Raw genomic sequence first — 22,694 nt, forward strand, 5'->3', positions numbered from 1 at the left:
TGAGGAGCCTCAAGTCGCATGGCCGCTCGTCCCAGCTGGCGCGGACAGATCCGTCTCGCCCTCGTCTCCATCCCGGTCGAGATCTACCCGGCGTCCAAGTCGGGCGCGAGTATCTCCTTCCACCAGATCCACGAGCCGACGGGCAAGAGGATCAAGTACGAGAAGGTCGCGCCGGGCGTCGGCCCGGTCAGCGCCGACGACATCGTCAAGGGATTCGAGGTGACCAAGGGCGAATATGTCCTGCTCGAGCCCGAGGAGATCGAGAGCGTCAAGCTGGAGAGCCGCAAGACGCTGGAGCTGGCGCAGTTCGTCGACGCGGACGAGATCGACGCCCTTTATTACGAGAAGCCCTATTTCGTCGTGCCCGCCGACGATCTCGCCGAGGAGGCCTTCATCGTGCTGCGCGAGGCGCTTCGGCGGGCGCGCAAGGTCGGCATCGGCCAGCTTGCCATGCGGGGCCAGGAATATGTGGTGGCGATCAAGCCGTGTGGGCGCGGCATCCTGATGGAGACGCTGCGCTACGCCGACGAGCTCAACAAGGCGTCGAGCTACTTTCGCGACATCGAGGATTCGGTGCCCGATGCCGACCTGCTCGAGCTGGCGACGAGCCTGATCGACAAGAAGACCGGCAAGTTCTCGCCAAGCGAGTTCCACAACCGCTACGTCGACGCGCTGCGCGGGCTGATCGAGGAGAAGCGCAGGAAGAAGGGCGGCGGGCTGGTCATCCAGGATCCGGACAAGGAGCCGCCGAAGAAGAGCAATGTCGTCGACCTCATGGCCGCGCTGAAGAAGAGCCTGGGCGAGAGCAACGACAATGCCGATGCGCCGCCGGCTCCCAAGAAGGCGGCCGCAAAGAAGGCGCCGGCCAAGGCCGCGGCCCCGCGCAAGCCCGCCACGCCCCGGAAGGCGGCTGGCGGCAAGAGGTAGAGCGCGGTGGCGCGTGCGGCCCGTCCCAAGGGTCTCGACATCGGGACCTACAATGCCAAGCGCGACTTCGCGAAGACGAAGGAGCCCAAGGGCCGCAAGCTCAAGGGCAAGGGCGACCGTTTCGTCGTCCAGAAGCATGATGCCAGCCGGCTCCACTGGGACTTTCGGCTGGAACTGGACGGGGTGCTGAAGAGCTGGGCGGTGCCCAAGGGGCCGAGCCTCGATCCGGGGACCAACCGGCTGGCGATGCGCACCGAGGATCATCCGCTCGACTATGGCAGCTTCGAGGGCATCATCCCTGCCGGCGAATATGGCGGCGGGACGGTGATGCTGTGGGACCGCGGCCGCTGGATCCCGCATCCCGACAAGGACCCGCGGGCGACGATCGAGGAGGGGCACCTCCACTTCACGCTCGAGGGCGAGCGGATGAGGGGCGAGTGGGTGATGTTCCGGATGAAGGGCAAGCCCGGCGAGAAGGGCGAGGCCTGGATGCTGAAGAAGGTCACCGACGGGGATGCGCGGCCGGACGAGGGCGACGCGCTGGTCGAGCAGTGCCTGACCAGCGTCGAGAGCGGCCGGTCGATGGCCGAGATCGCGGCCGGCGAGGACGTGTGGGAATCGAACCGCGGCGGCAAGAAGGGCGGGCGGACGAAGCGGAAGGTGACGCCGCCGCCCGCCTTCATGGAGCCGCAGCTGGCGACCCTGGCCGATCATGTGCCAACCGGTTCGGGCTGGATCCACGAGTATAAATATGACGGCTACCGGCTCCTGCTGAGCGTCGGCGACGGTTCGGCGCTGGCCTGGACCCGCGGCGGCAAGGACTGGAGCGACTTCTTCCACGAGCTGACGGATGCTGCCGCGGCGACGCTGCCGGCGGGCTGCCTGCTCGATGGCGAGGCGGTGGCGCTGGACGACGAGGGCAAGCCCAGCTTCCAGCTGCTGCAATCGACGGTGAAGGGCGGCAAGGGCCAGCCCCGGCCGGACCTTGCCTTCTACGCCTTCGACCTGCTGGTGGACCGCGGCGAGGACATTCGCGGGCTGTCGAACCTCGAGCGCAAGCAGCGGCTCGCCGCGCTGCTGAAGAGCGTTCCCGCACCGCTCATCTATGGTGACCATATCGTCGGCAAGGGCGAGCAATTGTTCGACCGGATCTGTGCCGACAAGGGCGAGGGGATCATCTCGAAGAAGGCGGATGCGCCCTATCGCGGCACGCGGACCAGATGCTGGCTGAAGGTGAAGTGCATCGCGCGGCAGGAGTTCGTCATCGTCGGCTGGCAGGCGAGCGACAAGCGCCGCGGCTTCCGCTCGCTGCACCTGGCGGTGAACGAGGGCGGCGAGCTGCGCTATGTCGGCAAGGTCGGGACGGGGTTCGACACGAAGGCGATCGAGTCGCTCAGCGAGCGGATGGCGGGGATGAAGCTCGGCAAGCCCGCGCTCGACGTGCCGCGCACCGCGCTCCGCGGTTCGACCTGGGTCGAGCCCAGGCTGGTGGCGGAGATCGCCTTTACCGAGTTCACCAGCGACGGCGTGCTCCGCCACCCGAGCTTCCTCGGGCTGCGCGAGGACAAGGCGGCGAAGGACGTGGTGCTGGAGACGCCGGCGCCGGACAAGCCTGCGCGCAAGGCGAGGAGCAAGGCCCTGCGCACGGTCGCCGACTTCGACCTTCGCCTGACCTCACCCGACCGCGTCATCTTCCCCGAGGACGGGCTGACCAAGGGCGACCTTGCCAACTATTATGCCGCTGTCGCCGACCTGCTGATGATCGACCTGCGGGCGCGCCCGATGACGCTGATCCGCTGCCCGTCGGGTCGCGCCAAGAACTGCTTCTTCCAGAAGCACGACAGCGGTTCGATGGGCGAGCATGTGCTGCACGTTCCGGTGACGGAAGGGGACGGCGACGTCGAAGATTATCTCTACGTCGATCAGCCGCTGGGCATGCTCGAATGTGTTCAGATGAACACGATCGAGTTTCACGGCTGGGGAAGCCGGATCGATCCGCTGGAGATGCCCGACCGGCTGGTGTTCGACCTCGATCCCGACGAGGGTCTCGGCTTCGACAAGGTGAAGGCGGCGGCGGTGCGGCTGCGCGACCTGCTTGCCGATCTCAAGCTGGAGACCTTTCCCCTTCTGTCGGGCGGCAAGGGCATTCACGTCGTCGCACCGCTCTTGCCTGAACGGGACTGGCCGACGGTCAAGAGCTTCGCCGAGCGCTTCAGCCGCGCCATCGCCGAGGCCGAGCCCGAGACTTTCACCGCCAACATCCGCAAGAACCAGCGCAAGGGGCGGATCTTCCTCGACTGGCTGCGCAACCAGCGCGGCGCGACGGCCGTGCTGCCCTACTCCGCCCGCGCCCGCGAAGGCGCGCCGGTCGCAGCGCCCGTGTCGTGGGCGGAGCTGGACGGGATCGAGGGCGCGAACGCCTTCACCATCCGTGACGCCGGCCGGCTGCTCGAGCGGGCGGCGGGCAAGGCACTGAAGGGCTGGGGACAGGCGAAGCAGCGACTGCCGGACGCCTGACGGCTCACAGCCAGGCGGAGCGCCGGTCGACCCGCCGCTGGAAGCTGGCGGCGAAGGAGCGGGCGCGGGCGCGCAGCAGGGTCATGCGGCCCTCGGGCGTCCTGGTGAAGACGAGGTCGGATGCGCCGACGTGCCGGCGCCAGGCCGCGTGGAACGCCTCGGCCGCTTCCTTCCTGGCACCGATCGCCGGGGGCACGGCGTGAAAGTCGCTGCGGGCGATCGACCCCAAGAGGCTTCGGCGGGCGAGCAGGTAACGGGGGTTCCGAACGGGGCCAAGGACTTCCATCAGGGCTTCGATCACGGCCCGCTCGCCGGCGCGGGACAGGCCGGTGACGAAGATGTCCATCCTCCCCGACAGGGCCGTGCGGACCTCCACGCATGCTCGCTCCGCCTCATGGTCGGCGACGATGCCCGCGGACTGCAACCCTGCAAGGACGGCTCTGGCGACCTGATCGACGCACCCTTCCAGCGTGCCGTTCTGAAGCCACAGCCATGCGGCCATGGCCAGCCGGGGTATGGTAACCAGCGCCGCTGCGCCGGCGAGCGCCATGACCACCAGTCCGATGCCGTCGCCGCCGCTGACGTGTCGGGCCTCGCTGGCGGTCGCGAAGACCCCGCTGGAGGCGGCGGTGGCGGCGAGCCAGCGCAGCGTGTCGCGCCAGGCGAGCACGCGCGGCGCATAGTTGCTGGCGGCCACTTCGCGCACCTGCGCGCGGGGACTCGCTGCGCCGAGCGACCGGTGCCAGCGCGCGGCGATGGCGGACCGGTCGCGAGCCCAGGCGAAGGTCCGCTCGTTGCAGCGATCCATGCTCAGTGAAGGATCGAGGCCGAGCCGGTCGAGGCTGCTTTCGATGCGATGGCCGCCGTCGTTCGCAATGCCGTCGAAGGCCCGGAAGCGCCGCTCCAGCAGTTCGGCGTCGGAGGTGAGCGGCCGGTCGGCGGCAAGCATGCCCCATTGAAGCTGCTCGATGGCGATGCCGGCGAGGCCGGCTCGCGGGTCCTCGATCGTGGCGAGGTGCCAGATGTTCGCCACCTTGTCGGGACGTTCCGGATCGATGCGGATCGCCCGGCCGCGCATCTGGTTGGAAAGCATGAACGCCGCGGAGTTGCTGGCGAGGACGAGGCTGTTGACGCAGGGCGCATCCCAGCCTTCGCCGAGCAGGGCCTGGGTGCCGACCAGGATGGTGATGCCGCCCGATGCGAAGAGGGCGGTCACCAGCTCGACCGCATTCGCCGCAGCTCGCCCGGTCAGGAGGAGGCGGCGATGATCTTCGCAACCGGGCAGGTCGCGAAGTTCGAAGTCCTCCGGGTCGATGCCCTGACCGCGGCAGAGGTCGGCGAGCAGGGTTGCGGTGCCTTCCGGAACGATGACCAGGTTGCCGGTGAGGACCCCGAGCTTCGTTCCCGCCGGCATCGCCCGGCGCACGATCTCGAAGATGGGGACGACGCCGAGCTTCGGCGGCAGATAGTCGGGGGCACCGAGCTTGCCGACTTCGCCTGCCCGCACGTGATCGGTGAGGATGACCATGCGCAGGTCGGGGCCGAGGTTCGCGGCCTCCTCGCGGGCGATGGCGACGATGCTGTCGAGCTTGGTCAGGCTCTCGGCCATCAGCTTGAAAATATTGCGGCTGGCCCCGAGGCGGACGGCGGCGCCTTCGATCATGCCATGTTCGCCCAACATGGCGCGGAGCCTGCGCCGCCGGTCCTCGCCCATGTCGAACCGCTCCGCGTGGTGAAGGAGGGCGTTGAGCAGGAGCTCCGTCCAGAAGGGCGAAGGGGCGGGGACCTCGCCGGCGCGAACGCCGAGGAGGCGCAGCGGGGCCGAGGGCAAGCGGCGGCCGCTCGCGGCGAGGTGGACGAGAATGGCGGAGAGAAGCTCGGGCGCCTCGAGGATGGCCTCAGCATGGTCGGCGCTCTGCTGCAGCCAGGGATGCTGCTCGAGAAGGTCGAGCAGTTCCGTGTCGGATCGCAGCCCGGACACGATGGCGGCGATGCCGTCGCGGCGCCGCTCGAGCAGGTCGAGCGGCTCGCTTGCGGGGGCGGACAGGATGACATGGTCCTGATGCGGGCAGAGATCGCCGTTGCGGACGAGTTCGGGCACGCCGATCTCGAAATCGACCGGACCGCACAGCTCCGCATAGCGCGACCATTCGGCCAGCGGCGCGTCATAAGGCGGAGTCGCGGTGAGCGACACGATCTTCGCGTCCGGCAGGGCCGAGACCAGTTGCTGCAGGACCGCCCACCACTCCCGCCTGAGATGGTGCGCCTCATCGAGGACCAGGGTCACCGGCCCACGCGCCTTCAGCTCGGCGAGGAGAGTGTCGAGGCGCTGTCCGCCCTCCGCCGCGAGTGCGTGCAGGCCCTGGTAGGTGGCGACGGTCATCATGCCCGGCGCCGCCAGGTCGCGGGAGACGTCAGCCGCTGCGGGTGGTGCGTCGAGGAAGAGCGCCACCAGCCGCGACTCCCATTGGGCGCGGATCGTGTTGGTGGGGGCGAGGACGAGCGCGCGGCGGCCCAGCCGGCGGATGATCTCGAGCCCCAGAACGGTCTTGCCCGATCCCGGAGCGGCGATGAGATGGACACGCTGGTCGGCGACATGGGTGTCGAAGTCGTCGAGGACCCGCTGCTGGTAGTCGCGCCAGCTTGCAGCAAACCGCATGCGCTGGAGAAGGTTGAGCTGCAATGGCGGGCGGGCAGGCAGTGACGCGACAGAAGCCATGAGGGGAAGTCTGTAGCGGCGGCAGGGCCGAGGCAATGGCCTTGCCGCGGGATTTCTACGGGGCTGCAGACCCCGCGACCAACGGCCCGATCTTGACAAAAGTAACCAAATAGGCTACTAGAACACTGTCGTTTGTCACGGGAGCGGGGATGGGCATCACTGGGGGCGGGAAGCAACCGCTCATGGAGCGGCGGGAGCGGAAGAACGGGTTCGGGCTCCAGCGACAGAAGACCTTTCTCACGTCATTCGCCACGACGGGCAACATCGGCATGTCGGCGAGGGAAGCGAATGTGGCGCCGTCGACAATCTGGCTTCGGCGCCAGACCGACCTCGTCTTCCGCAAGGCATTCAACGAGGCGCAGGATTCGGCGGTGGCCAATCTTCGTGCCGAACTGGTTCGCAGGGGTCTTGAGTTGTTGAATGCGGCGACGGCCGTCGAGGCGGCGCCGGCGGTGCTGGCCGGCATGGATGCCAAGCTTCTTCTGGCACTGATCGTCCATCACGAACGATCGCTGGGGCGAGATCCTGGCGACATCCGGCCGCGGCGATCCGATGCCAGCGAGGCGGCGGAGCGCCTCCATGCGCTGATGAAGCGGATGCGCGAGGAGCGGAAGCGTGACCTTGCAGCCAAGCGGAAGAGGAAGCAGGGCTGATGGCCAAGTCCAGGAGCCCGCGCACGGTGCTGCGCAGCCTCGCCAATGCGCCGCTGTGGCTGATGGCCGCGGCGGTGGCGCGCCTGTCGACCGCCGACAAGCGCGGGCTGGCCTGGGCGTGGGCGGCGTTCGAACGCGACAACCAGGCGCCGCCGACCGGCAAGTGGAATGTCTGGCTGGTCTCGGCCGGGCGCGGCTTCGGCAAGACGCGGCTCGGCGCCGAATGGGTGCTTGCGCGGGCGCGGGAAAACCCTGGCTGCCGGATCGCGCTGGTCGGTGCGACGCTGGAGGATGCGCGGCGGATCATGGTCCATGGCGAAAGCGGAATCATCGCCTGCTCGCCACCGGACGAGGAACCGACCTGGCACATGAGCCTTGGCGAATTGCGCTTTCCTTCAGGTGCGGTGGCGACCGTCTACAGCGGCGCCAACGGCGACAGCCTGCGCGGGCCGCAGCATCATTTCGCCTGGGCGGACGAGCTTGGCAAATGGAAGGATGCCACGGCGACCTGGGACAATCTGATGCTGGGCCTGCGTCTAGGCAAGGAGTGCCAGGTGGTGGTGACGACCACGCCCGGCAACGAGGAATTGATGGAGCGGATCATCGCCCAGCCCGGAACCCGGGTGACCAAGGGGCGGAGCGCCGAGAACCTCGACCTGCCCGAGGAATGGCACCGGCAGATGGAAGCATTGTACCGCGGAACCCATCTGGCACTGCGCGAGCTCGACGGCGAGATGGGCAGTGGCGTCGCGGGGGCGCTGTGGAGCCGCGAACTGCTCGACCGTTCCCGTTTCGCGGCAGGGGCGTGGGGGGCGCCGGTGCGGGTGGTGATCGGGGTCGACCCGCCCGCCACCAGCACCGGCGATGCCTGTGGGATCGTGGTGTGCGGCAAGGTCGAAGACGGTCGCCTGGCGGTGCTGGCGGATCTCAGCTGCAGGGGGCTGAGCCCGGCCGGCTGGGCGGCCAGGGTAGCCGGCGCGGCCGCCGACTGGAACGCCGACCGGGTGGTGGTGGAGGCGAACAATGGTGGCGACATGGTCCTCCAGGTCTTGTCCCAGGCGGACGTCGACCTGCCGGTGCGCAAGGTTCATGCGGTCGCGGGCAAGGTCGCCCGGGCCGAGCCCATGGCCCTGCTGTTCGAGAATGGCCGGGTGGGGCTTGCCGGGCACTTCCCGGAACTGGAGCGCGAACTCTGCCGGATGACGGCGAACGGCTTCGAGGGTCCGGGCTCGCCCGACCGCGCGGACGCGATGGTGTGGGCGCTGCATACGCTGGCGGAGAAGAGTGCGCCGCCGGGGGTGCGGGGGCTCGACTAGGCCGGCCTCTGCGGCTCAAGGCTGGCCATCGGCGGCGCGTATCGCGACCGGTCGGAGATTGGTGCCCCCGCCGGGGTAGCAGCCATAGGTCATGGCGCCCGTGATGACGGCAGCGCTGTGCCGGTAGGGCGCCGCCCTGGCGTCGAAGTCCTGATCCCCGCCCATGCCAATGCCGATGCTTGGCGGCGGTTGCGAGGCGACGTTCTTGCCTGCGCTCGACTGGGACAGGATCGTGGCCCAGGCATCGGCCCTCGATTAGGTTCGGTTAAGGCGACAGGTGAAGCCTTCGCATTCCGCCACATAGCCCCTGACGCTGACAGTCTTCCCCTTGAGCACTTGCCTGCCGGCGATGACGGCGTCGATCGTCCGTACCTCGGGCGGAGTGCCGCGGCATGCGGACAAGGCGGCCGCCGCGCGCAGCAGGGTCGCAGCCTTGCGAAGCTTGCCACGCATGCGCGTTGGGGCGGGCAGATTTCGCTTCGCCCGTCCTTTCGCCCGCGCAGCCGTCAGAAGCTGAACTCGTCATAGACCCGGGCGACGTCGCCGGCCCAGTCGCCATTGAAGCGGGCGAGGAGGCGGTCGGCGGGGGTCTGGCCGGAGGCGATCACTTCGCGCAGAGGATCGAGGAACCCAACCTCGTTGGTTCCGCCAGCGTCGAGCATGGCGCGGCTGGAGAGACCGGCCGAAGCGATTTCGAGGACCTGCCGCCCGAGTTCCCGCATGGTGCGGCCGCCGGGGACCGATGCCTCGAGCGCCTGAGCTGGAACGGCAGAGCGAAGTGCCTCGCGCTCCTCGATCGTCCAGTCCTTGACGAGGTCCCAGCCGGCGTCGAGCGCGCCCTGGTCGTAGAGGAGGCCGACCCACAGTGCGGGAAGGGCGCAGATCCGGCCCCAGGGTCCGCCGTCCGCGCCGCGCATCTCGAGGAAACTCTTGAGGCGGACTTCGGGGAAGGCGGTGGAGAGGTGATCGGTCCAGTCAGCGACGGTCGGCTTCTCGCCGGGCAGCTGGGGGAGCTTGCCGTCGAGAAAGGCGCGGAAGCTCTCGCCAGCGCAGTCGATGTACTTGCCGTCGCGCATGACGAAATACATCGGCACGTCGAGAGCATAGTCGCAGTAACGTTCGTAGCCGAAGCTTTCGTCGAACACGAACGGAAGCATTCCGGTGCGATGCGGATCGGTGTCGGTCCAGATGTGGCTGCGGAAGCTCTTGAAGCCGTTCGGTCTGCCCTCGGTCAGCGGCGAATTGGCGAAGAGGGCGGTGGCGAGCGGCTGGAGGGCGAGGCCGACGCGAAACTTCTTCACCATGTCGGCTTCTGAACTGTAATCCAGATTGACCTGGATGGTACAGGTTCGAAGCATCATGTCGAGGCCGAGCGAGCCGACGCGCGGCATGTGCCGGAGCATGATGGCGTAGCGGCCCTTGGGCATGATCGGCAGTTCGGAACGGCTCTTGTCGGGCCACATGCCGAGGCCGAGGAAGCCCAGTCCGAGGCGGTCGCCGACGGCCTTCACCTGCTCAAGGTGGCGGCCGGCTTCGGCGCAGGTGTCGTGGAGCGAGACGACCGGTGCGCCCGACAGTTCAAGCTGGCCGGCGGGTTCGAGGCTGATGGTGCCGTCGGCCCCGGTCAGCGCGATGACCTTGCCGCCTTCCTCGACCGGCCGCCAGCCGAACTCGGTCAACCCCATCAAGAGGTCGCGGATGCCGCCGGGCTCTTCCCACGACGGCGCGCGATGGTCGTCGAGGCGGTAGACGAACTTCTCATGCTCGGTGCCGATGCGCCAGTCGGCGGCGGGCTTTTCGCCCTTCACGAACACGGACAGGAGGTCGGCGCGACCTTCGATCAAGGGGCTGTCGCTAAGGTCGGTGCGCGTCGTCATGGGAGCGGCGTTAGCGCCAATCTCCGGCGCCCGCCATATACAGGCTGAGGGCGGCGAGCGCGGCGGTTTCGGCGCGCAGGATGCGCGGGCCGAGGCTCACGCCGCGGGCGCCGGCGGCGAGGATGGCCTCGCGCTCCTCGGGCATGAAGCCGCCTTCGGGACCGACCAGGATGGCAGCGGGGCCAGCCGGGAGGGCAGCGGCCTCGGCCGCGAAGGGCGCGCCGCCGGTCTCGTCGGCGAAGAGCAGGCCGCCACGGTGCGCGGCGAGGAAGGCGGGGAGCGGCTGCGGCTCGGCCCAGGACGGCAGGCGGGTCCTGCCGCATTGCTCGGCGGCCTCGATGGCGATGGCGCGCAGGCGTTCGGGATTGAGGCGCTCGACCACGGTGCGGCGGGTGACGACCGGCTGGAGCCGGGCAACGCCGAGCTCCGTCGCCTTCTCGACCAGCCATTCGAGCGGTGCCCGCTTCACCGGCGCGAAGGCAAGCGTGAGGTCGGGAAGGGTCTCGGGCTCGCGCGTGCGGGCGCCGACGCGCAGGACCAGCTTCTTCTTGTGCGCGGCCTCGATCGCCGCCTGCCATTCGCCCGACTGGCCGTCGAACAGGAGCAGCTCGGCGCCCTCGCCGAGCCGAAGGACATTGGCGAGATAATGGGCGGGCTTGCCTTCGAGGAGGATGGCCTGGTCCGGCCCGAGCGGCTGCTCGACGAACAGGCGCGGGAGCGCGCGCGGGGGCCAGGCGGGGGTGGCGGGCATGGGGCGTGGGCTAGCGCCGGAGCGGAAGGATGGGAAGGCACTCGCGTTTCTGCGAGGCAGGGCCCGCCGGTCGCCGGGGCCGGTCAGCCCGGAAGTGTCGCCCAGCCCCAGGCGATGGCGGCGGCGAGTGCTGCCATGCTGAGGGCCAGCGCGAGGGCCGGGACGCGGGCGGCGCGGCGGGCAAGGGCAAGGGTGAGGCCGAGCTTGACGCTCATGTTGAGGAGGATGGTGCCGGCGAGCGCAAGCGCGGCGAGTTCGGGCGTGATGGCGCCGGGGCGCAGATTGCCGGCGGTGACGATGGCGGCGTCGACGTCGAGGCTGCCCATGATGAGCAGGAGGAGCGCGATGCCCTGCTCGCCGAAGCGGCCCTCGGCCCAGCGCGCGGCGACGGCGGCGATCGCGAGGAAGGCGACGAAGCCGAGCGCGGGGAGAAGGGCGATGGGGTTACCGGGCGGCGCCGGTCCTTCAGTTCGCGGGGCGGTGCGGAGCAGCCACCAGCCCGCGGCGAAGGCAATAAGAAGGGCGGGCAGGACCAGCTTCAGCAAGGCCGGGAGGAGCGAGGTGGCGAGCAGGCCGACCAGCAGCAGCACCCGCAGGTACATGATGGCGGAGGCGAGCGCGATTCCGGCCGGCTCGGCGCCTTGGGCTTCGCCGGAGCCGAGCCGCTGGGCGAGCGACTGGGTGACTGCGGTCGAGCTGTAGGCGCCGCCGATGACGGCGGTGGCGATGGTGCCGTGCCGCGCGCCGAACAGGCGGTTGGCGACATAGCCGAGAAAGGAGAAGCCGGTGACGAGCACCACCACCAGCCACAGCTTGCGCACGTCCCACGCGCCATAGGGCCCGAAGCTGCCTTCGGGCAGGAAGGGAAGGACGGCGGCGGCGATGACGGCGAAGCGGGCCAGCGCCTTGACGTCCTCGGCCGCCAGGCGGTTGATGAAGCCGTGGGTCTCCTGGCGGAGCGCAAGGATGAGGGTGGCGACCGCGGCGCCGGCGAGGGCGAGGGCAGGCTGGCCGAGGCCGGCGAGGAAGGCGAGGGAGAGCGCGGCAATCGCGGCGACGGCGCTGGTGGCGTCGGGGCGATGATCCTCGGCAGTGCGGGCGCGATAGCCGAAGGCGAGGACGAGCCCGGCGGCCAGCAGGATGGCGCCGCCCGCAAGGGGCTGGCCAGCCGCGGCGACGAGGCCGGCGCTGCCACCCGCGAGGCCGAGGAGCGAGAAGGTGCGGACCCCAGCGACCCGCATGCCCTCCGGAGCGTCGCGCAGCTTCCACCCGCGCTCGATCCCGATCAACAGGCCGGCGGCAAGCGCGGCGCCCAGGGCGAGGGCCTGATTGGTCCAACTCATGCGCGGCGATGATCGGGGGGATTGCGGAGCGGGGCAAGAGGGCGCCGCGATGTGATCGACAGGGCGCCCGATCCCGTCTTTGCTATCAAGCCGATCGCCGAGGGCGCGGGGCCTGGCCTGTCGACGATCAACGGCTTCGCGCCGGCGCGGTGGAGATGAGCGGAAGCGCGGCCCACCAGCGCGCGGGCCTTGCTGCGGCGCGAATAATCTTCACAATCGGACCATGGGCAGCGCGCTGACGATCCTGGTCGCACTCGGCTATGCGGCCGCGCTGTTCGCGGTCGCCTTCCTGGTCGACCGCAAGGGCCTGGGGCGGTTCGCCCGGCCCGCCTATACGCTGAGCCTGGCGGTCTATTTCACCAGCTGGACCTTCTTCGGCGCGGTGGGGACGGCAGCGCGGTCGGGGTGGGACTATCTCGCCATCTACCTGGGACCGGCGCTGGTGCTGCTGTTTGCCCCGGCGCTGCTGGGCCGGCTGACCATGCTGGCCAAGGCGGAAGGGGCGAGCTCGATCGCCGACTTCATCTCGGCCCGGCATGGACGGAGCCGGGCGGTGGCGGCGCTGATCACCCTGTTCGCGCTGATCGCCAGCATCCCCTACATCGCGCTCCAGATCCGCGCCCTGTCGTCGAGCTTCGCGGCGCTGACCGGGGTCGAGCGCGGCACCGGCCTGGTGGTCGGGATCGCCGCCGCGGTCGCCGCCTTCGCCATCATCTTCGGCGCGCGCCGGGTCGAGGTTTCTAGTCGCAACGACGGCGTGATCGCCGCGGTGGCGGTGGAATCGGTGGTCAAGCTGGTGGCGCTGCTGGCGCTCGGCCTGTTCGCCTGGGCCAGCTTCGCCAGCGCGCCGGACGCACTTCGAGAGGTCGGGCAGGCTGCCTTCGACGCGCGCTTTCCGGTCGAGGGGATCGGCGCGGAATTCCTCGTCCAGACCCTGCTCAGCGCCTGTGCCATCCTGTGCCTTCCGCGGATGTTCGCAGTGGCGGTGGTGGCCGCGCCGAGCGACGATGCGCTGCGCCGCGCGCGCTGGCCCTTCCTGCTCTATTTCGGTGCGGTCAGCCTGGTCGTGCTGCCGCTGACGCTGGCCGGGCTGAGCCTGGCGCCGGGCGCCTCGCCCGACCTGTTCGTGCTCGACCTGCCGCTGTCGGCGGGGGTCGAGAGCCTTGCGCTGCTCGCCTTCATCGGTGGCCTGTCGGCGGCGACCGGCATGATCGTGGTCGAGACGCTGGCGCTGTCGACCATGGCCGCGAACGACCTGTTCGCGCCGATGCTGCTGAAGAGCCGGCGGGCGCGGAGCGAGGCGGACCTCGGCCGGCTGATGCTGGCCGCGCGGCGGCTGATCATCACGGCGATCGTCGCGGCGGCGCTGGTCTATGCGCAGGCGATGGCGGGCGACCGGAGCCTTGCCGCCATGGGGCTGATCGCCTTCGCCGGCGTGGCGCAGTTCGCCCCCGCGCTGGTGGCGACGGTGCTGTTCGACCTGTCCAACCGCAATGCGGCGCTGGCCGGCCTGTCGGGCGGGCTGGCGCTGTGGACATGGTGCCTGTTCCTGCCGTCGGTGGTCGCCCAGCCGATCGCGCCCGGAAGCATGCTTGATCCCCACGCGCTGTTCGGCTGGCAGGTGGGATCGCCGCTGGTGCACGGCAGCCTGTGGAGCCTGGGCGTCAACATCGCCCTGCTGTCGATGACCGCCCTGCTACGCCCCGAGCTGCGGCGGCGGGCGGCGGAGGATTCGGCGATCGACCTCGGCCATGTGGCGACGATGGGCGAGCTGAAAGCCCTGGTCGCCCGCTTCGTCGGAGACGGCGATGCGGAGGAATTCCTACGCCGGCGCCCGGCCGGCGCGGCGATCGACGCCGCCAGCGCGCGGCGGGCCGAGCGGCTGATCGCGGGCGTCATCGGAGCCCCGTCGGCGCGCCTGATCGTGACTTCGACCATGGCCGGCGCGTCGCTCGACGTCGGCGACGTGGTGCGGCTGCTGGACGAGGGATCGCAGTCGCTGCGCTTCTCCCGCAAATTGCTGTCGGCCACCCTCCAGGCGCTCGATCCGGGGGTCAGCGTGGTCGACCGCAACCTGCGGCTGATCGCGTGGAATCCGCGCTATCTCGACCTGTTCGACTATCCCGAGGGGCTGGTCGGCGTCGGCACGGCGGTGGCCGACCTCATCCGCTTCAACGCCGAGCGGGGCGAGTGCGGGCCGGGCGAGGTGGAACGGCATGTCGAGCGGCGGCTGGAGCATCTGCGCCGCGGGCAGCCGCACGTGTCGGAGCGGCTGCGCCCGTCGGGACGGTGGATCAAGATGGTCGGCGGGCCGATGCCGGGCGGCGGCTATGTCACCAGCTTCACCGACATCACCGCCGAGAAGCAGACCCAGGCCGAACTGGAAGCGCGGGTCGAGGCGCGGACCCGCGACCTCGCCCAGTCGAACGAAGCGCTGGGCGCGGCCAAGGCGGCGGCGGAGAAGGCGACTCGTGACAAGACCCGCTTCCTCGCCGCGGCCAGCCACGACCTGCTCCAACCGCTGCACGCCGCGCGCCTGTTCTGCACCGCGCTGGAGCAGGAGGCGGACGAACGGACCCAGCCGCTGGTGCGCAACATCGACCGGGCGATCGGGTCGGCGGACCTGTTGCTGCGCGCGCTGCTCGACGTGTCGCGGCTGGACGCGGGCGGTGTGCAGCCCAGGCCCGAGACCTTTGCGCTCGGCGGGCTGATCGACGAACTGGTGCAGGAGTTCGCGCCGCTGGCAGCGGAACGGGGCCTGAGGCTCCGCGCGCGCGGTGGGGACGGGCTGGTCGAAACGGACCGGTCGCTGTTCCGGTCGGTGCTGCAGAACTTCCTGTCCAACGCCATTCGCTACACGGCCGCCGGTTCGATCTTCGTCGGTGCCCGCCGGCGCGGCGAACAGCTGGTCGTCGAGGTGAGGGACAGCGGCGCCGGAATTGCCGATGCTGACCTGCAGCGGATCTTCCGGGAGTTCGAGCGGCTGGAGACGCCGGGGAGCGCCGGCGCGGGTGTCGGACTCGGCCTTGCCATCGTCGAGCGGATCGCACGCCTGCTCGACCTCAAGGTGGAAGTGCGGTCGGCGCCGGGCCGTGGCTCGACCTTCTCGGTGGCGCTGCCCGCGGCAGGCCGGGCCAGCACCCCGGCGCCGGCCTCGCCGCAGCCGTCCCCGACCAGTCCGATCGCCGGCCTGACCGTGCTTTGCGTCGACAACGATCCCGCCATTCTCGCCGGGCTCGATGCGGCGCTTCGTTCGCGCGGCGCACGGCCGGTCCTCGCCGGCAATGCCGTGGAGGCGCTAGCAGCGGCGGCGGGACAATCGCCGGCCGTCGCATTGCTCGACTTCCACCTCGGCGACGGGCGCGATGGCCTCGACCTCGCCGCGGCCCTGCGGGACCAGCATCCCGGCCTGCCGATCGCCATCATCACCGCCGACAAGTCGGTCATCAGCGATCCACGCTCCGCCGGCCTCAACGTACTGATGAAGCCGATCGAGCCCGGCCTGCTGTGGTCCTTCATCGGGGCGTGCAGGACGGCGCCAGCCTAGTCGGCGATCTCCACGTCGAGGGCGCGGGCGGCGATCACGACCTGGGTGCGGTTGTGGACCCCGAGCTTGCGCATGATCGAGGTCATGTGGCCCTTCACCGTCGCTTCGGAGATTCCGAGCTCGAACGCGATCTGCTTGTTGAGGCGGCCGGCGATGACGCCGAGCAGGACCTTGAGTTCGGTCGGGGTGAGGGCGGCGATCTGGGTCGCCATCGCCTGCACTTCCCGGTCCTGCGCGTCGCCGCCGATCGCGTCCATGTCACCGGCGAGCGCGCGGGCGATGGTCTGCTGGATGGCGGCGAGGTCGGCGGTCTTGGAGATGAAACCGCGTGCGCCATAGGCCCTGGCACGTCCGGCCGCTTCGGCCCGGTCGGCGGAGGAGACGACGATGATCGGTGTCTCGGGCCGCTCGGCATGCATCAGCGCGACGCCCGAAAAGCCGTCGGCGCCGGGCATGCGCAGGTCGAGCAGGATGAGGTCCAGCCGCTCCGCCCGGCGGGCCGCTTCCGCCGCGTCGCCGAGCTGGCCCGCCTCGAGGATCCGGGCGTCGGGCGCGGCGCGCAGGATGGCGAGCTTGAGCGCCTCCCGGAACATCGGATGGTCATCGGCGACGAGGATGGTGGGACCGCTCATGCGGCCACAGCATCTCCCACCCGGGCGCCGGCGACAAGCGCGTCGACCACCGACGGGTCGGCAAGCGTCGAGGTGTCACCCAGCGAGCCCAGTTCGTTCTCGGCGATCTTGCGCAGGATGCGGCGCATGATCTTGCCCGAGCGGGTCTTGGGCAGGGCGGGCGCGAACTGGATGACGTCGGGCGTGGCGATCGGGCCGATCTCGCGCCGGACCCAGCGCACCAGGTCCTGGCGAAGCTCCTCGCTCGGCTCGTCGTTGGCGTTCAGCGTGACATAGGCGTAGATGCCCTGGCCCTTCAGGTCGTGCGGCATGCCGACGACGGCGGCCTCGGCGACCTTGGCGTGGGCGACGAGCGCGCTCTCGATCTCGGCGGTGCCCATGCGGTGGCCGGAGACGTTGATGACGTCGTCGACCCGGCCGGTGATCCAGTAATAGCCATCCTCGTCGCGGCGGCAGCCGTCGCCGGTGAAATATTTGCCGGCGTAGGTGGTGAAATAGGTCTGGAAGAAGCGCTCATGGTCGTTCCAGACGGTGCGCATCTGGCCGGGCCAGCTGCGGGTGATGACAAGATTGCCCTCGCAGGCGCCGTCCAGCACTAGCCCTTCCGCATCTACGATCTCGGGGGAGACGCCGAACAGCGGCCTGGTGGCCGATCCGGGCTTGAGGTCGGTCGCGCCCGGAAGCGGCGAGATGAGCGCGCCGCCGGTCTCGGTCTGCCACCAGGTGTCGACGATCGGGCAGCGCCCTTCGCCGACGACGCGGTGGTACCATTCCCACGCTTCCGGATTGATCGGCTCGCCGACCGTGCCGAGCAGGCGCACCGACCGGCGGCTGGTGCGGGTGACATGCTCGTCGCCCTCGCGCATCAGGGCGCGCAAGGCGGTCGGGGCGGCGTAGAAGATGTTGACCTGGTGCTTGTCGACGATGTTCCAGAAGCGGCTGAAGTCCGGATAGTTGGGGACGCCCTCGTACATCAGGGTCGTCGCGCCATTGGCCAGCGCGCCATAAACGACATAGCTGTGGCCGGTGACCCAGCCGACGTCGGCGGCGCACCAGAAGACCTCGCCGGGGCGATAGTCGAAGATGCAGCGGTGGGTCATGGCGACCCAGACGAGGTATCCGCCCGAGGTGTGGAGCACGCCCTTGGGCTTGCCGGTCGAGCCCGAGGTATAGAGGATGAACAGCGGGTCCTCGGCCTCCATCGGCTCGGCCGGGCAGTCGGGCGAGGCGGCCGCGACGACGTCGGCATAGTAGAGGTCGCGCCCGGCCACGAGCTTGGTCCCGCCGCCGGTGCGGCGGACGACCAGCACGGTCTCGACGCTGGGGCAGTGCGAGACCGCTTCATCGACATTGGCCTTGAGCGGCACCTTCTTGCCGCCGCGCAGCCCCTCGTCGGCGGTGATGACCAGCTTGCTGTCGCAATCCTGGATCCGGCCGGCGAGGCTGTCCGGGGAGAAGCCGCCGAACACCACCGAGTGGATGGCGCCGATCCGCGCGCAGGCGAGCATCGACACCGCCGCCTCGGGGATCATCGGCAGGTAGATGGTGACCCGGTCGCCCTTGCGGATGCCGAGCTCCTTCAGCGCATTGGCTAGCCGGCACACCTCTTCGTGCAGCGCGGCATAGCTGATCCGGCGGCTGTCGCCCGGCTCGTCGCCTTCCCAGATGATGGCGGTGGCATCGCCCCGCTCGGCGAGGTGACGGTCGAGGCAGTTGGCGGAAACGTTGAGCTGGCCGTCGCCGAACCAGCGGATGCCGAAGTCGGCCTCGTCGAAGCTCGACTCGTTGACTTTGGTGAAGGGGCGGATCCAGTCGATCGCCTGCGCCTCGCGCGTCCAGAAGGCGTCGGGGTCCTGCAGCGCCTCGGCGCTCATCCGCTCGTAGGCGGCCTTGTCGATCATCGCCCGCGCGGCCCACTCGGCCGGTACCGGATAGAGGTTGCCCATCGTCTCGCCTCCCGTCTGTGCCCCTGAAGGCTATCGCGCGGGGGCCCGGCGGGCCTCCCCGACCAAGGTAGGGGAGCGGGCACGACGAAGGTCGGGGTATGTCCGGACAAGCTTCGGATCGATCCTTGCCGCCGGTCCGATCCGCCCGCTGGCGACCGGGCGGGAGGAGGGACGATGAGGAGAGGGACAGGCATGAGGAGGGCGCTGCTGGCCGGCGCTGCCCTCGTGATGGCGGCGCCCGCGCTGGCACAGGCGCAGAGCCCCCGCGAGGCGGAGCTGGAGGCGCGCATCAGGCTGCTCGAGCAGGCGGTCGCCGAGCTTCGCGCGCAGAAGGCCGCGCCGGCGATCCAGGTCACGCCGCCGGCACCGGCCGCGCCGCAGGATGGCTTCACGGTGGCGGGGACGACGGTGAAGCTGGGGGGCTTCATCAAGACCACCGCGTCGGTCAGCGACTACAGCGACGGCGACCTCGCCAACGGGTCGCTCGGCCGCGACTTCTACCTGCCGCAGCAGATCCCGGTCGGCGGCAGCGGCGAGGGCCGCGACTTCGACAGCGGCGCCAAGCAGACCCGCCTCAGCCTCAGCACCACGACTCCGGTCGGCGGTCACACGGTCAAGGGCTATGTCGAGATCGACTTCCAGGCGGCGCCGGGCACGCAGGGGTCAGAGCGGACCACCAACGCCTACAATCCGTCGCTCCGCCGCGCCTACATCGACTATGACGGCAAGCTGCTGGTCGGGCAGGAGTGGACCAACTTCCAATATGTCGGCGCCCTGCCGGAATCGACCGACTATGTCGGGCCGACGGAGGGCACGGTGTTCGTCCGCCAGGTCCAGGCCCGCTACACGCACAAGCTCGGCAAGAGCGTCGCACTGTCCGTCTCGGCGGAGAATCCGGAGACGGCGACGATCAGCACGACCAATGCCACGATGGTCGAGAATGACGACGATCATCTGCCCGACGTCACCGCGCGGCTGCTGTTCACGCCCAGGTACGGCGAGATCTCGATCGCCGGCGTGGTCCGGCAATTGAGCGTCGACAATGGCACGGACCACGATCGGGCGACCGGCTGGGGCGTGTCGCTGGCGGGCAAGCTTCCGTTCGGGCCAGCGAAGCGACACGACCTCAGGTTCATGGTCAACCATGGCGACGGCATCGGCCATTATCTCGGGCTCAATTTCGCGCCCGATGCGGTGGCCGCCGCCGACCTCGAGACGGTCAAGGTGACCAGCGGCTTCGCGGCACTGAAGCTCGGCTGGACGGCCAAGCTGCGCTCGACCCTGATGGCGAGCTTCCAGGACGTCGACTATCCGTCCGTGCTGGTCCCGCTCACCGCCAACGAGGGCGCGCGGAGCATCGCCGCCAACCTCTTCTACTCGCCCGTCAAGAATCTCGATTTCGGGATCGAGTACCGCCACGGCAAGCGCGAGCTGGTCAGTGGCCTGTCCGGCACCCTCGACCGCGTCGAAGCCGCGGCGAAGTACAGCTTCTAAGGGAGGCAATCATGGCCACTGTGGCGAATTCGGGCGACCTGCCCAAGCATCACGAGGCGACCCAGAGCGAAAAGCTGGTGATCGCCGCATCGTCCCTCGGGACGGTGTTCGAATGGTATGACTTCTATCTCTACGGCCTGCTGGCGACGATCATCTCGGCCCAGTTCTTCTCCGGCGTGAACGAGACGACCGGCTTCATCTTCGCGCTGGCGGCGTTCGCGGCCGGCTTTGCGGTGCGGCCGTTCGGCGCCATCGTCTTCGGCCGCATCGGCGACCTCGTCGGGCGCAAGAACACCTTCCTCGTCACCATGGGCATCATGGGCCTGTCGACCTTCCTCGTCGGCCTTCTGCCCAGCTATGCCTCGATCGGCGTCGCGGCGCCGATCATCCTCGTGCTTCTGCGCCTGCTGCAGGGCCTGGCGCTCGGCGGCGAATATGGCGGGGCGGCGACCTATGTCGCGGAGCATGCGCCCAACCACAAGCGCGGGCTCTACACCAGCTTCATCCAGACCACCGCCACGCTCGGCCTGTTCGCCGCTTTGCTGGTGGTGATCGGGGTCCGCTACGCGGTCGGCGAGGAAGCCTTCGCATCGTGGGGCTGGCGCGTTCCGTTCATCGTCTCGATCGTCCTGCTCGGCGTCTCCATGTGGATCCGCATGCAGCTCAACGAGAGCCCGGTCTTCAAGAAGATGAAGGAGGAGGGCACCACCTCCAAGGCGCCGCTGACCGAGGCGTTCGGCAAGTGGCCGAACCTCAAGCTTGTCATCATCGCGCTCGTCGGTGCGGTCGCGGGCCAGGCGGTGGTCTGGTACACTGGCCAGTTCTACGCCCTCTTCTTCCTCGAGAAGATGATGAAGGTCGACGGGGCGACCACCAACATCCTGATCGCCATCGCGCTGGCACTGGCGACGCCCTTCTTCATCTTCTTCGGCTGGCTGTCGGACAAGATCGGGCGCAAGCCGATCATCCTCGCCGGCTGCGTGCTTGCGGCAGCGACCTACTTCCCGCTGTTCCACCAATTGTCGCAGGCGGCCAATCCGGCGCTCTATGCGGCGCAGGCCAGCGCTCCGGTCAGCGTCATCGCCGACCCCAATGACTGCTCGGTCCAGTTCGATCCGATCGGCAAGAACAAGTTCGACGCGCGCAGCTGCGACATCGCCAAATCCTATCTGGCGAAGGCGGGCATCAGCTACACCAACGTCGAGGCCCCGGCCGGGACGGTGGCGCAGCTGAAGATCGGCACCACGGTCATCCCGGCGGTCGATCCGACCAGGGTCACCGGAACCGCGCGGGCGGACGCGATCAAGGCTTTCCAGGGCCAGGCCAAGGATGCGCTGAAGGCGGTCGGCTATCCCGACAAGGCCGATCCGAACGCGATCAACAAGCCTCTGGTGGTCGGCATCCTGTTCATCCTCGTCTTCTATGTGACGATGGTCTACGGGCCGATCGCCGCCCTGCTGGTCGAGCTGTTCCCGGCCAGGATCCGCTACACCAGCATGTCCCTTCCCTATCATATCGGCAACGGCTGGTTCGGCGGCTTCCTGCCCACCACCGCCTTCGCGATGGTCGCGGCCACCGGCGATATCTACTACGGCCTGTGGTACCCGATCGTGGTGTGCGTGGTGACGGTCATCGCCGGGCTCTTGTTCCTGCCCGAGACGAGGACCCGCGACATCGACGCCTGACCGGCGACGGATCGCGCTTCAAGGGAGGGCCGCCTGCGCAAGCGGGCGGCCCTTCGTTTGTTCCGGCGGCAGGCGGGCGCACGGGAGGTCCCGCCAACCAGGAGGCTCTGGCTAGAGGCCGGAAAGCTGCTGGGTGCGCCGGGCTCCGGCCTCGCGCACCGCGGCGATCGTCGGATAGCCGTTCACCGCCATCAGCAGGTCGGCCTCGGCGAGAATGGAGCGAAGGACGTGCTCCGCGCCGGCGGCACCACCGAGCGCGAGGCCGTAGGCATAGGGGCGCCCGATGCCGACCGCGGCCGCGCCGAGCGCGATCGCCTTCACCACGTCGCTGCCCGAGCGGACGCCGGAATCGAACAGCACCGGGGTCGTGCCCGCCGCCGCGACCACGCCGGGAAGGAGGTCGATCGCGGCGATGCCGCCGTTCGCCTGACGCCCGCCATGGTTCGAGCAGTAGATGGCGTCGACGCCGAGATCGACCGCCCGGCGCGCGTCATCGGGGTGGCAGATGCCCTTCAGGACCAGCGGCAGGCTGGACAGGCTGCGAAGCCAGGGGATGTCGTCCCAGGTCAGCACCTTGCCGAACAGGCTCGCCCACAGCAGCACGGCGGCCTGCGGATTCTCTTCGGGCGGGACCGCGAGCCTGGCGCGGAAGACCGGATCGGTAAAATAGTTCTGCAGCACCGCGCCGCGCAGCTGCGGGAAGTTGGCGCTGTTGAGGTCGCGTGGCCGCCAGCCGGTCACCCACGTGTCCAGCGTGACCACCAGCGCCTTGTAGCCGGCCGCTTCGGCACGGCCGACGAGGCTGGCGGCAAGCTCCGGGTCCTTGGGCGTGTAGAGCTGGAAGAAGCCGGGGGTCGCGCCCTGGCGTTCCGCCACGCGCTCGATCGGATCGTTGGCGAGGGTCGAGGCGCAGAAGGGAACGCCGGTCCGCGCCGAGGCCTCCGCCGCCGCGAGATCGCCGTGGCCGTCTTCGGTGCAGATGCCGTTGACCCCGATCGGCGCCATGAACACCGGGGTGGGAAGATGGAGCCCGAACAGGTCGATCGACAGGTCGCGCGCGCTGCAATCGACCATCATCCGCGGGATCATTCCCCATTGGCGGAAGGCGGCGGCATTCTGGTCCTGCGTCCATTCGTCGCCGCAGCCGCCCTGGACGTAGTTCAGGACCGGCGGCGGCATCACCTCTTCGGCGCGTCGCCTGAGCGTGGCGAAGTCGACCGGGATCGCCGGCACGATGCCCTGCAGGCCGGCCATGTAGATGCTGGTCTGATAATCTCCGAAGTGCAT

The 22,694-nt window shown here is 69.4% G+C and carries 15 protein-coding genes; 7 read left to right on the forward strand and 8 right to left on the reverse strand.

Features of this window, described 5'->3' with window-relative positions:
• Window positions 1-18 precede the first annotated feature (18 nt).
• Together JOY29_RS11255 and ligD are read left to right on the forward strand one after the other, a co-directional pair.
• Complete coding sequence (locus tag JOY29_RS11255) at window positions 19-927, forward strand: Ku protein (RefSeq protein ID WP_300973621.1); 909 nt, start codon at window positions 19-21, stop codon at window positions 925-927.
• Between the two features lie 6 nt (window positions 928-933).
• Window positions 934-3,444, forward strand: a complete 2,511-nt coding sequence (gene ligD, locus JOY29_RS11260; RefSeq protein WP_300973622.1) for a DNA ligase D — start codon at window positions 934-936, stop codon at window positions 3,442-3,444.
• A 4-nt stretch (window positions 3,445-3,448) separates the two neighbouring features.
• Here the strand turns inward: ligD and JOY29_RS11265 are convergent, their stop codons facing one another.
• Window positions 3,449-6,103, reverse strand: a complete 2,655-nt coding sequence (locus tag JOY29_RS11265) for a DEAD/DEAH box helicase family protein (RefSeq protein ID WP_300973623.1) — start codon at window positions 6,101-6,103, stop codon at window positions 3,449-3,451.
• Between the two features lie 209 nt (window positions 6,104-6,312).
• On the opposite strand from JOY29_RS11265, the gene JOY29_RS11270 reads away from it, so the two are divergent.
• Window positions 6,313-6,816 (forward strand): hypothetical protein, encoded by a 504-nt coding sequence (locus JOY29_RS11270; protein ID WP_300973624.1) that lies wholly within the window; start codon window positions 6,313-6,315, stop codon window positions 6,814-6,816.
• Complete coding sequence (locus JOY29_RS11275) at window positions 6,816-8,132, forward strand: terminase family protein (protein WP_300973625.1); 1,317 nt, start codon at window positions 6,816-6,818, stop codon at window positions 8,130-8,132. The genes JOY29_RS11270 and JOY29_RS11275 overlap by 1 nt, the downstream gene beginning before the upstream one ends.
• A 15-nt stretch (window positions 8,133-8,147) precedes the next feature.
• Here JOY29_RS11275 and JOY29_RS11280 read toward each other — a convergent pair whose 3' ends face one another.
• The 4 genes from JOY29_RS11280 to JOY29_RS11295 all read right to left on the reverse strand — a co-directional run bounded on the left by JOY29_RS11280 (window position 8,148) and on the right by JOY29_RS11295 (window position 12,103).
• Entirely contained in the window at window positions 8,148-8,297 is a 150-nt protein-coding gene (locus JOY29_RS11280) for a hypothetical protein (RefSeq protein ID WP_300973626.1), read from the reverse strand.
• A gap of 341 nt (window positions 8,298-8,638) precedes the next feature.
• A complete protein-coding gene (locus JOY29_RS11285; RefSeq protein WP_300973627.1) occupies window positions 8,639-10,009 on the reverse strand; it encodes a glutamate--cysteine ligase in 1,371 nt (456 codons plus the stop codon).
• 10 nt (window positions 10,010-10,019) lie between these two features.
• Window positions 10,020-10,760: a 16S rRNA (uracil(1498)-N(3))-methyltransferase gene (locus JOY29_RS11290; RefSeq protein ID WP_300973628.1), complete on the reverse strand. Its 741-nt coding sequence runs from the start codon at window positions 10,758-10,760 to the stop codon at window positions 10,020-10,022.
• Between the two features lie 83 nt (window positions 10,761-10,843).
• Complete coding sequence (locus JOY29_RS11295; protein ID WP_300973629.1) at window positions 10,844-12,103, reverse strand: DUF4010 domain-containing protein; 1,260 nt, start codon at window positions 12,101-12,103, stop codon at window positions 10,844-10,846.
• Window positions 12,104-12,326: 223 nt separating this feature from the next.
• Between JOY29_RS11295 and JOY29_RS11300 the strand changes: the two genes are divergently transcribed.
• Window positions 12,327-15,650, forward strand: a complete 3,324-nt coding sequence (locus JOY29_RS11300) for a PAS-domain containing protein (RefSeq protein ID WP_300973630.1) — start codon at window positions 12,327-12,329, stop codon at window positions 15,648-15,650.
• Here the strand turns inward: JOY29_RS11300 and JOY29_RS11305 are convergent.
• Window positions 15,647-16,282, reverse strand: coding sequence for a response regulator transcription factor (locus JOY29_RS11305; protein WP_300973632.1), 636 nt, complete (start codon window positions 16,280-16,282; stop codon window positions 15,647-15,649). The two genes, JOY29_RS11300 and JOY29_RS11305, sit on opposite strands and share 4 nt — an antisense overlap.
• Window positions 16,279-18,228 carry an acetate--CoA ligase gene (gene acs / locus JOY29_RS11310; RefSeq protein ID WP_300973633.1) on the reverse strand — a complete coding sequence of 650 codons (1,950 nt, stop codon included), beginning with the start codon at window positions 18,226-18,228 and terminating at the stop codon, window positions 16,279-16,281. Before acs ends, JOY29_RS11305 begins: the two co-directional genes overlap by 4 nt.
• Before the next feature lie 192 nt (window positions 18,229-18,420).
• Between acs and JOY29_RS11315 the strand changes: the two genes are divergently transcribed.
• Window positions 18,421-19,722: a DcaP family trimeric outer membrane transporter gene (locus JOY29_RS11315; protein WP_300973634.1), complete on the forward strand. Its 1,302-nt coding sequence runs from the start codon at window positions 18,421-18,423 to the stop codon at window positions 19,720-19,722.
• Window positions 19,723-19,733: 11 nt separating this feature from the next.
• Complete coding sequence (locus JOY29_RS11320) at window positions 19,734-21,407, forward strand: MFS transporter (RefSeq protein ID WP_300973635.1); 1,674 nt, start codon at window positions 19,734-19,736, stop codon at window positions 21,405-21,407.
• Window positions 21,408-21,518: 111 nt separating this feature from the next.
• On the opposite strand, the gene JOY29_RS11325 is transcribed toward JOY29_RS11320, so the two are convergent.
• Window positions 21,519-22,694 (reverse strand): alpha-hydroxy-acid oxidizing protein, encoded by a 1,176-nt coding sequence (locus JOY29_RS11325; protein WP_300973636.1) that lies wholly within the window; start codon window positions 22,692-22,694, stop codon window positions 21,519-21,521.

This window comes from Sphingomonas sp. LHG3406-1 (assembly GCF_029637485.1).
Taxonomy (GTDB): domain Bacteria; phylum Pseudomonadota; class Alphaproteobacteria; order Sphingomonadales; family Sphingomonadaceae; genus Sphingomicrobium.

Bases quoted from the DNA above. Each gene is read 5' to 3' on its own strand.
- acs (WP_300973633.1), bottom strand. From the start codon at position 18,228: ATGGGCAACCTCTATCCGGTACCGGCCGAGTGGGCCGCGCGGGCGATG.
- JOY29_RS11305 (WP_300973632.1), bottom strand. From the start codon at position 16,282: ATGAGCGGTCCCACCATCCTCGTCGCCGATGACCATCCGATGTTCCGG.
- JOY29_RS11265 (WP_300973623.1), bottom strand. From the start codon at position 6,103: ATGCGGTTTGCTGCAAGCTGGCGCGACTACCAGCAGCGGGTCCTCGAC.
- JOY29_RS11285 (WP_300973627.1), bottom strand. From the start codon at position 10,009: ATGACGACGCGCACCGACCTTAGCGACAGCCCCTTGATCGAAGGTCGC.
- JOY29_RS11270 (WP_300973624.1), top strand. From the start codon at position 6,313: ATGGGCATCACTGGGGGCGGGAAGCAACCGCTCATGGAGCGGCGGGAG.
- JOY29_RS11255 (WP_300973621.1), top strand. From the start codon at position 19: ATGGCCGCTCGTCCCAGCTGGCGCGGACAGATCCGTCTCGCCCTCGTC.
- JOY29_RS11295 (WP_300973629.1), bottom strand. From the start codon at position 12,103: ATGAGTTGGACCAATCAGGCCCTCGCCCTGGGCGCCGCGCTTGCCGCC.
- JOY29_RS11320 (WP_300973635.1), top strand. From the start codon at position 19,734: ATGGCCACTGTGGCGAATTCGGGCGACCTGCCCAAGCATCACGAGGCG.
- JOY29_RS11275 (WP_300973625.1), top strand. From the start codon at position 6,816: ATGGCCAAGTCCAGGAGCCCGCGCACGGTGCTGCGCAGCCTCGCCAAT.
- JOY29_RS11300 (WP_300973630.1), top strand. From the start codon at position 12,327: ATGGGCAGCGCGCTGACGATCCTGGTCGCACTCGGCTATGCGGCCGCG.
- JOY29_RS11290 (WP_300973628.1), bottom strand. From the start codon at position 10,760: ATGCCCGCCACCCCCGCCTGGCCCCCGCGCGCGCTCCCGCGCCTGTTC.
- JOY29_RS11325 (WP_300973636.1), bottom strand. From the start codon at position 22,694: ATGCACTTCGGAGATTATCAGACCAGCATCTACATGGCCGGCCTGCAG.
- JOY29_RS11280 (WP_300973626.1), bottom strand. From the start codon at position 8,297: ATGGGCGGGGATCAGGACTTCGACGCCAGGGCGGCGCCCTACCGGCAC.
- JOY29_RS11315 (WP_300973634.1), top strand. From the start codon at position 18,421: ATGAGGAGGGCGCTGCTGGCCGGCGCTGCCCTCGTGATGGCGGCGCCC.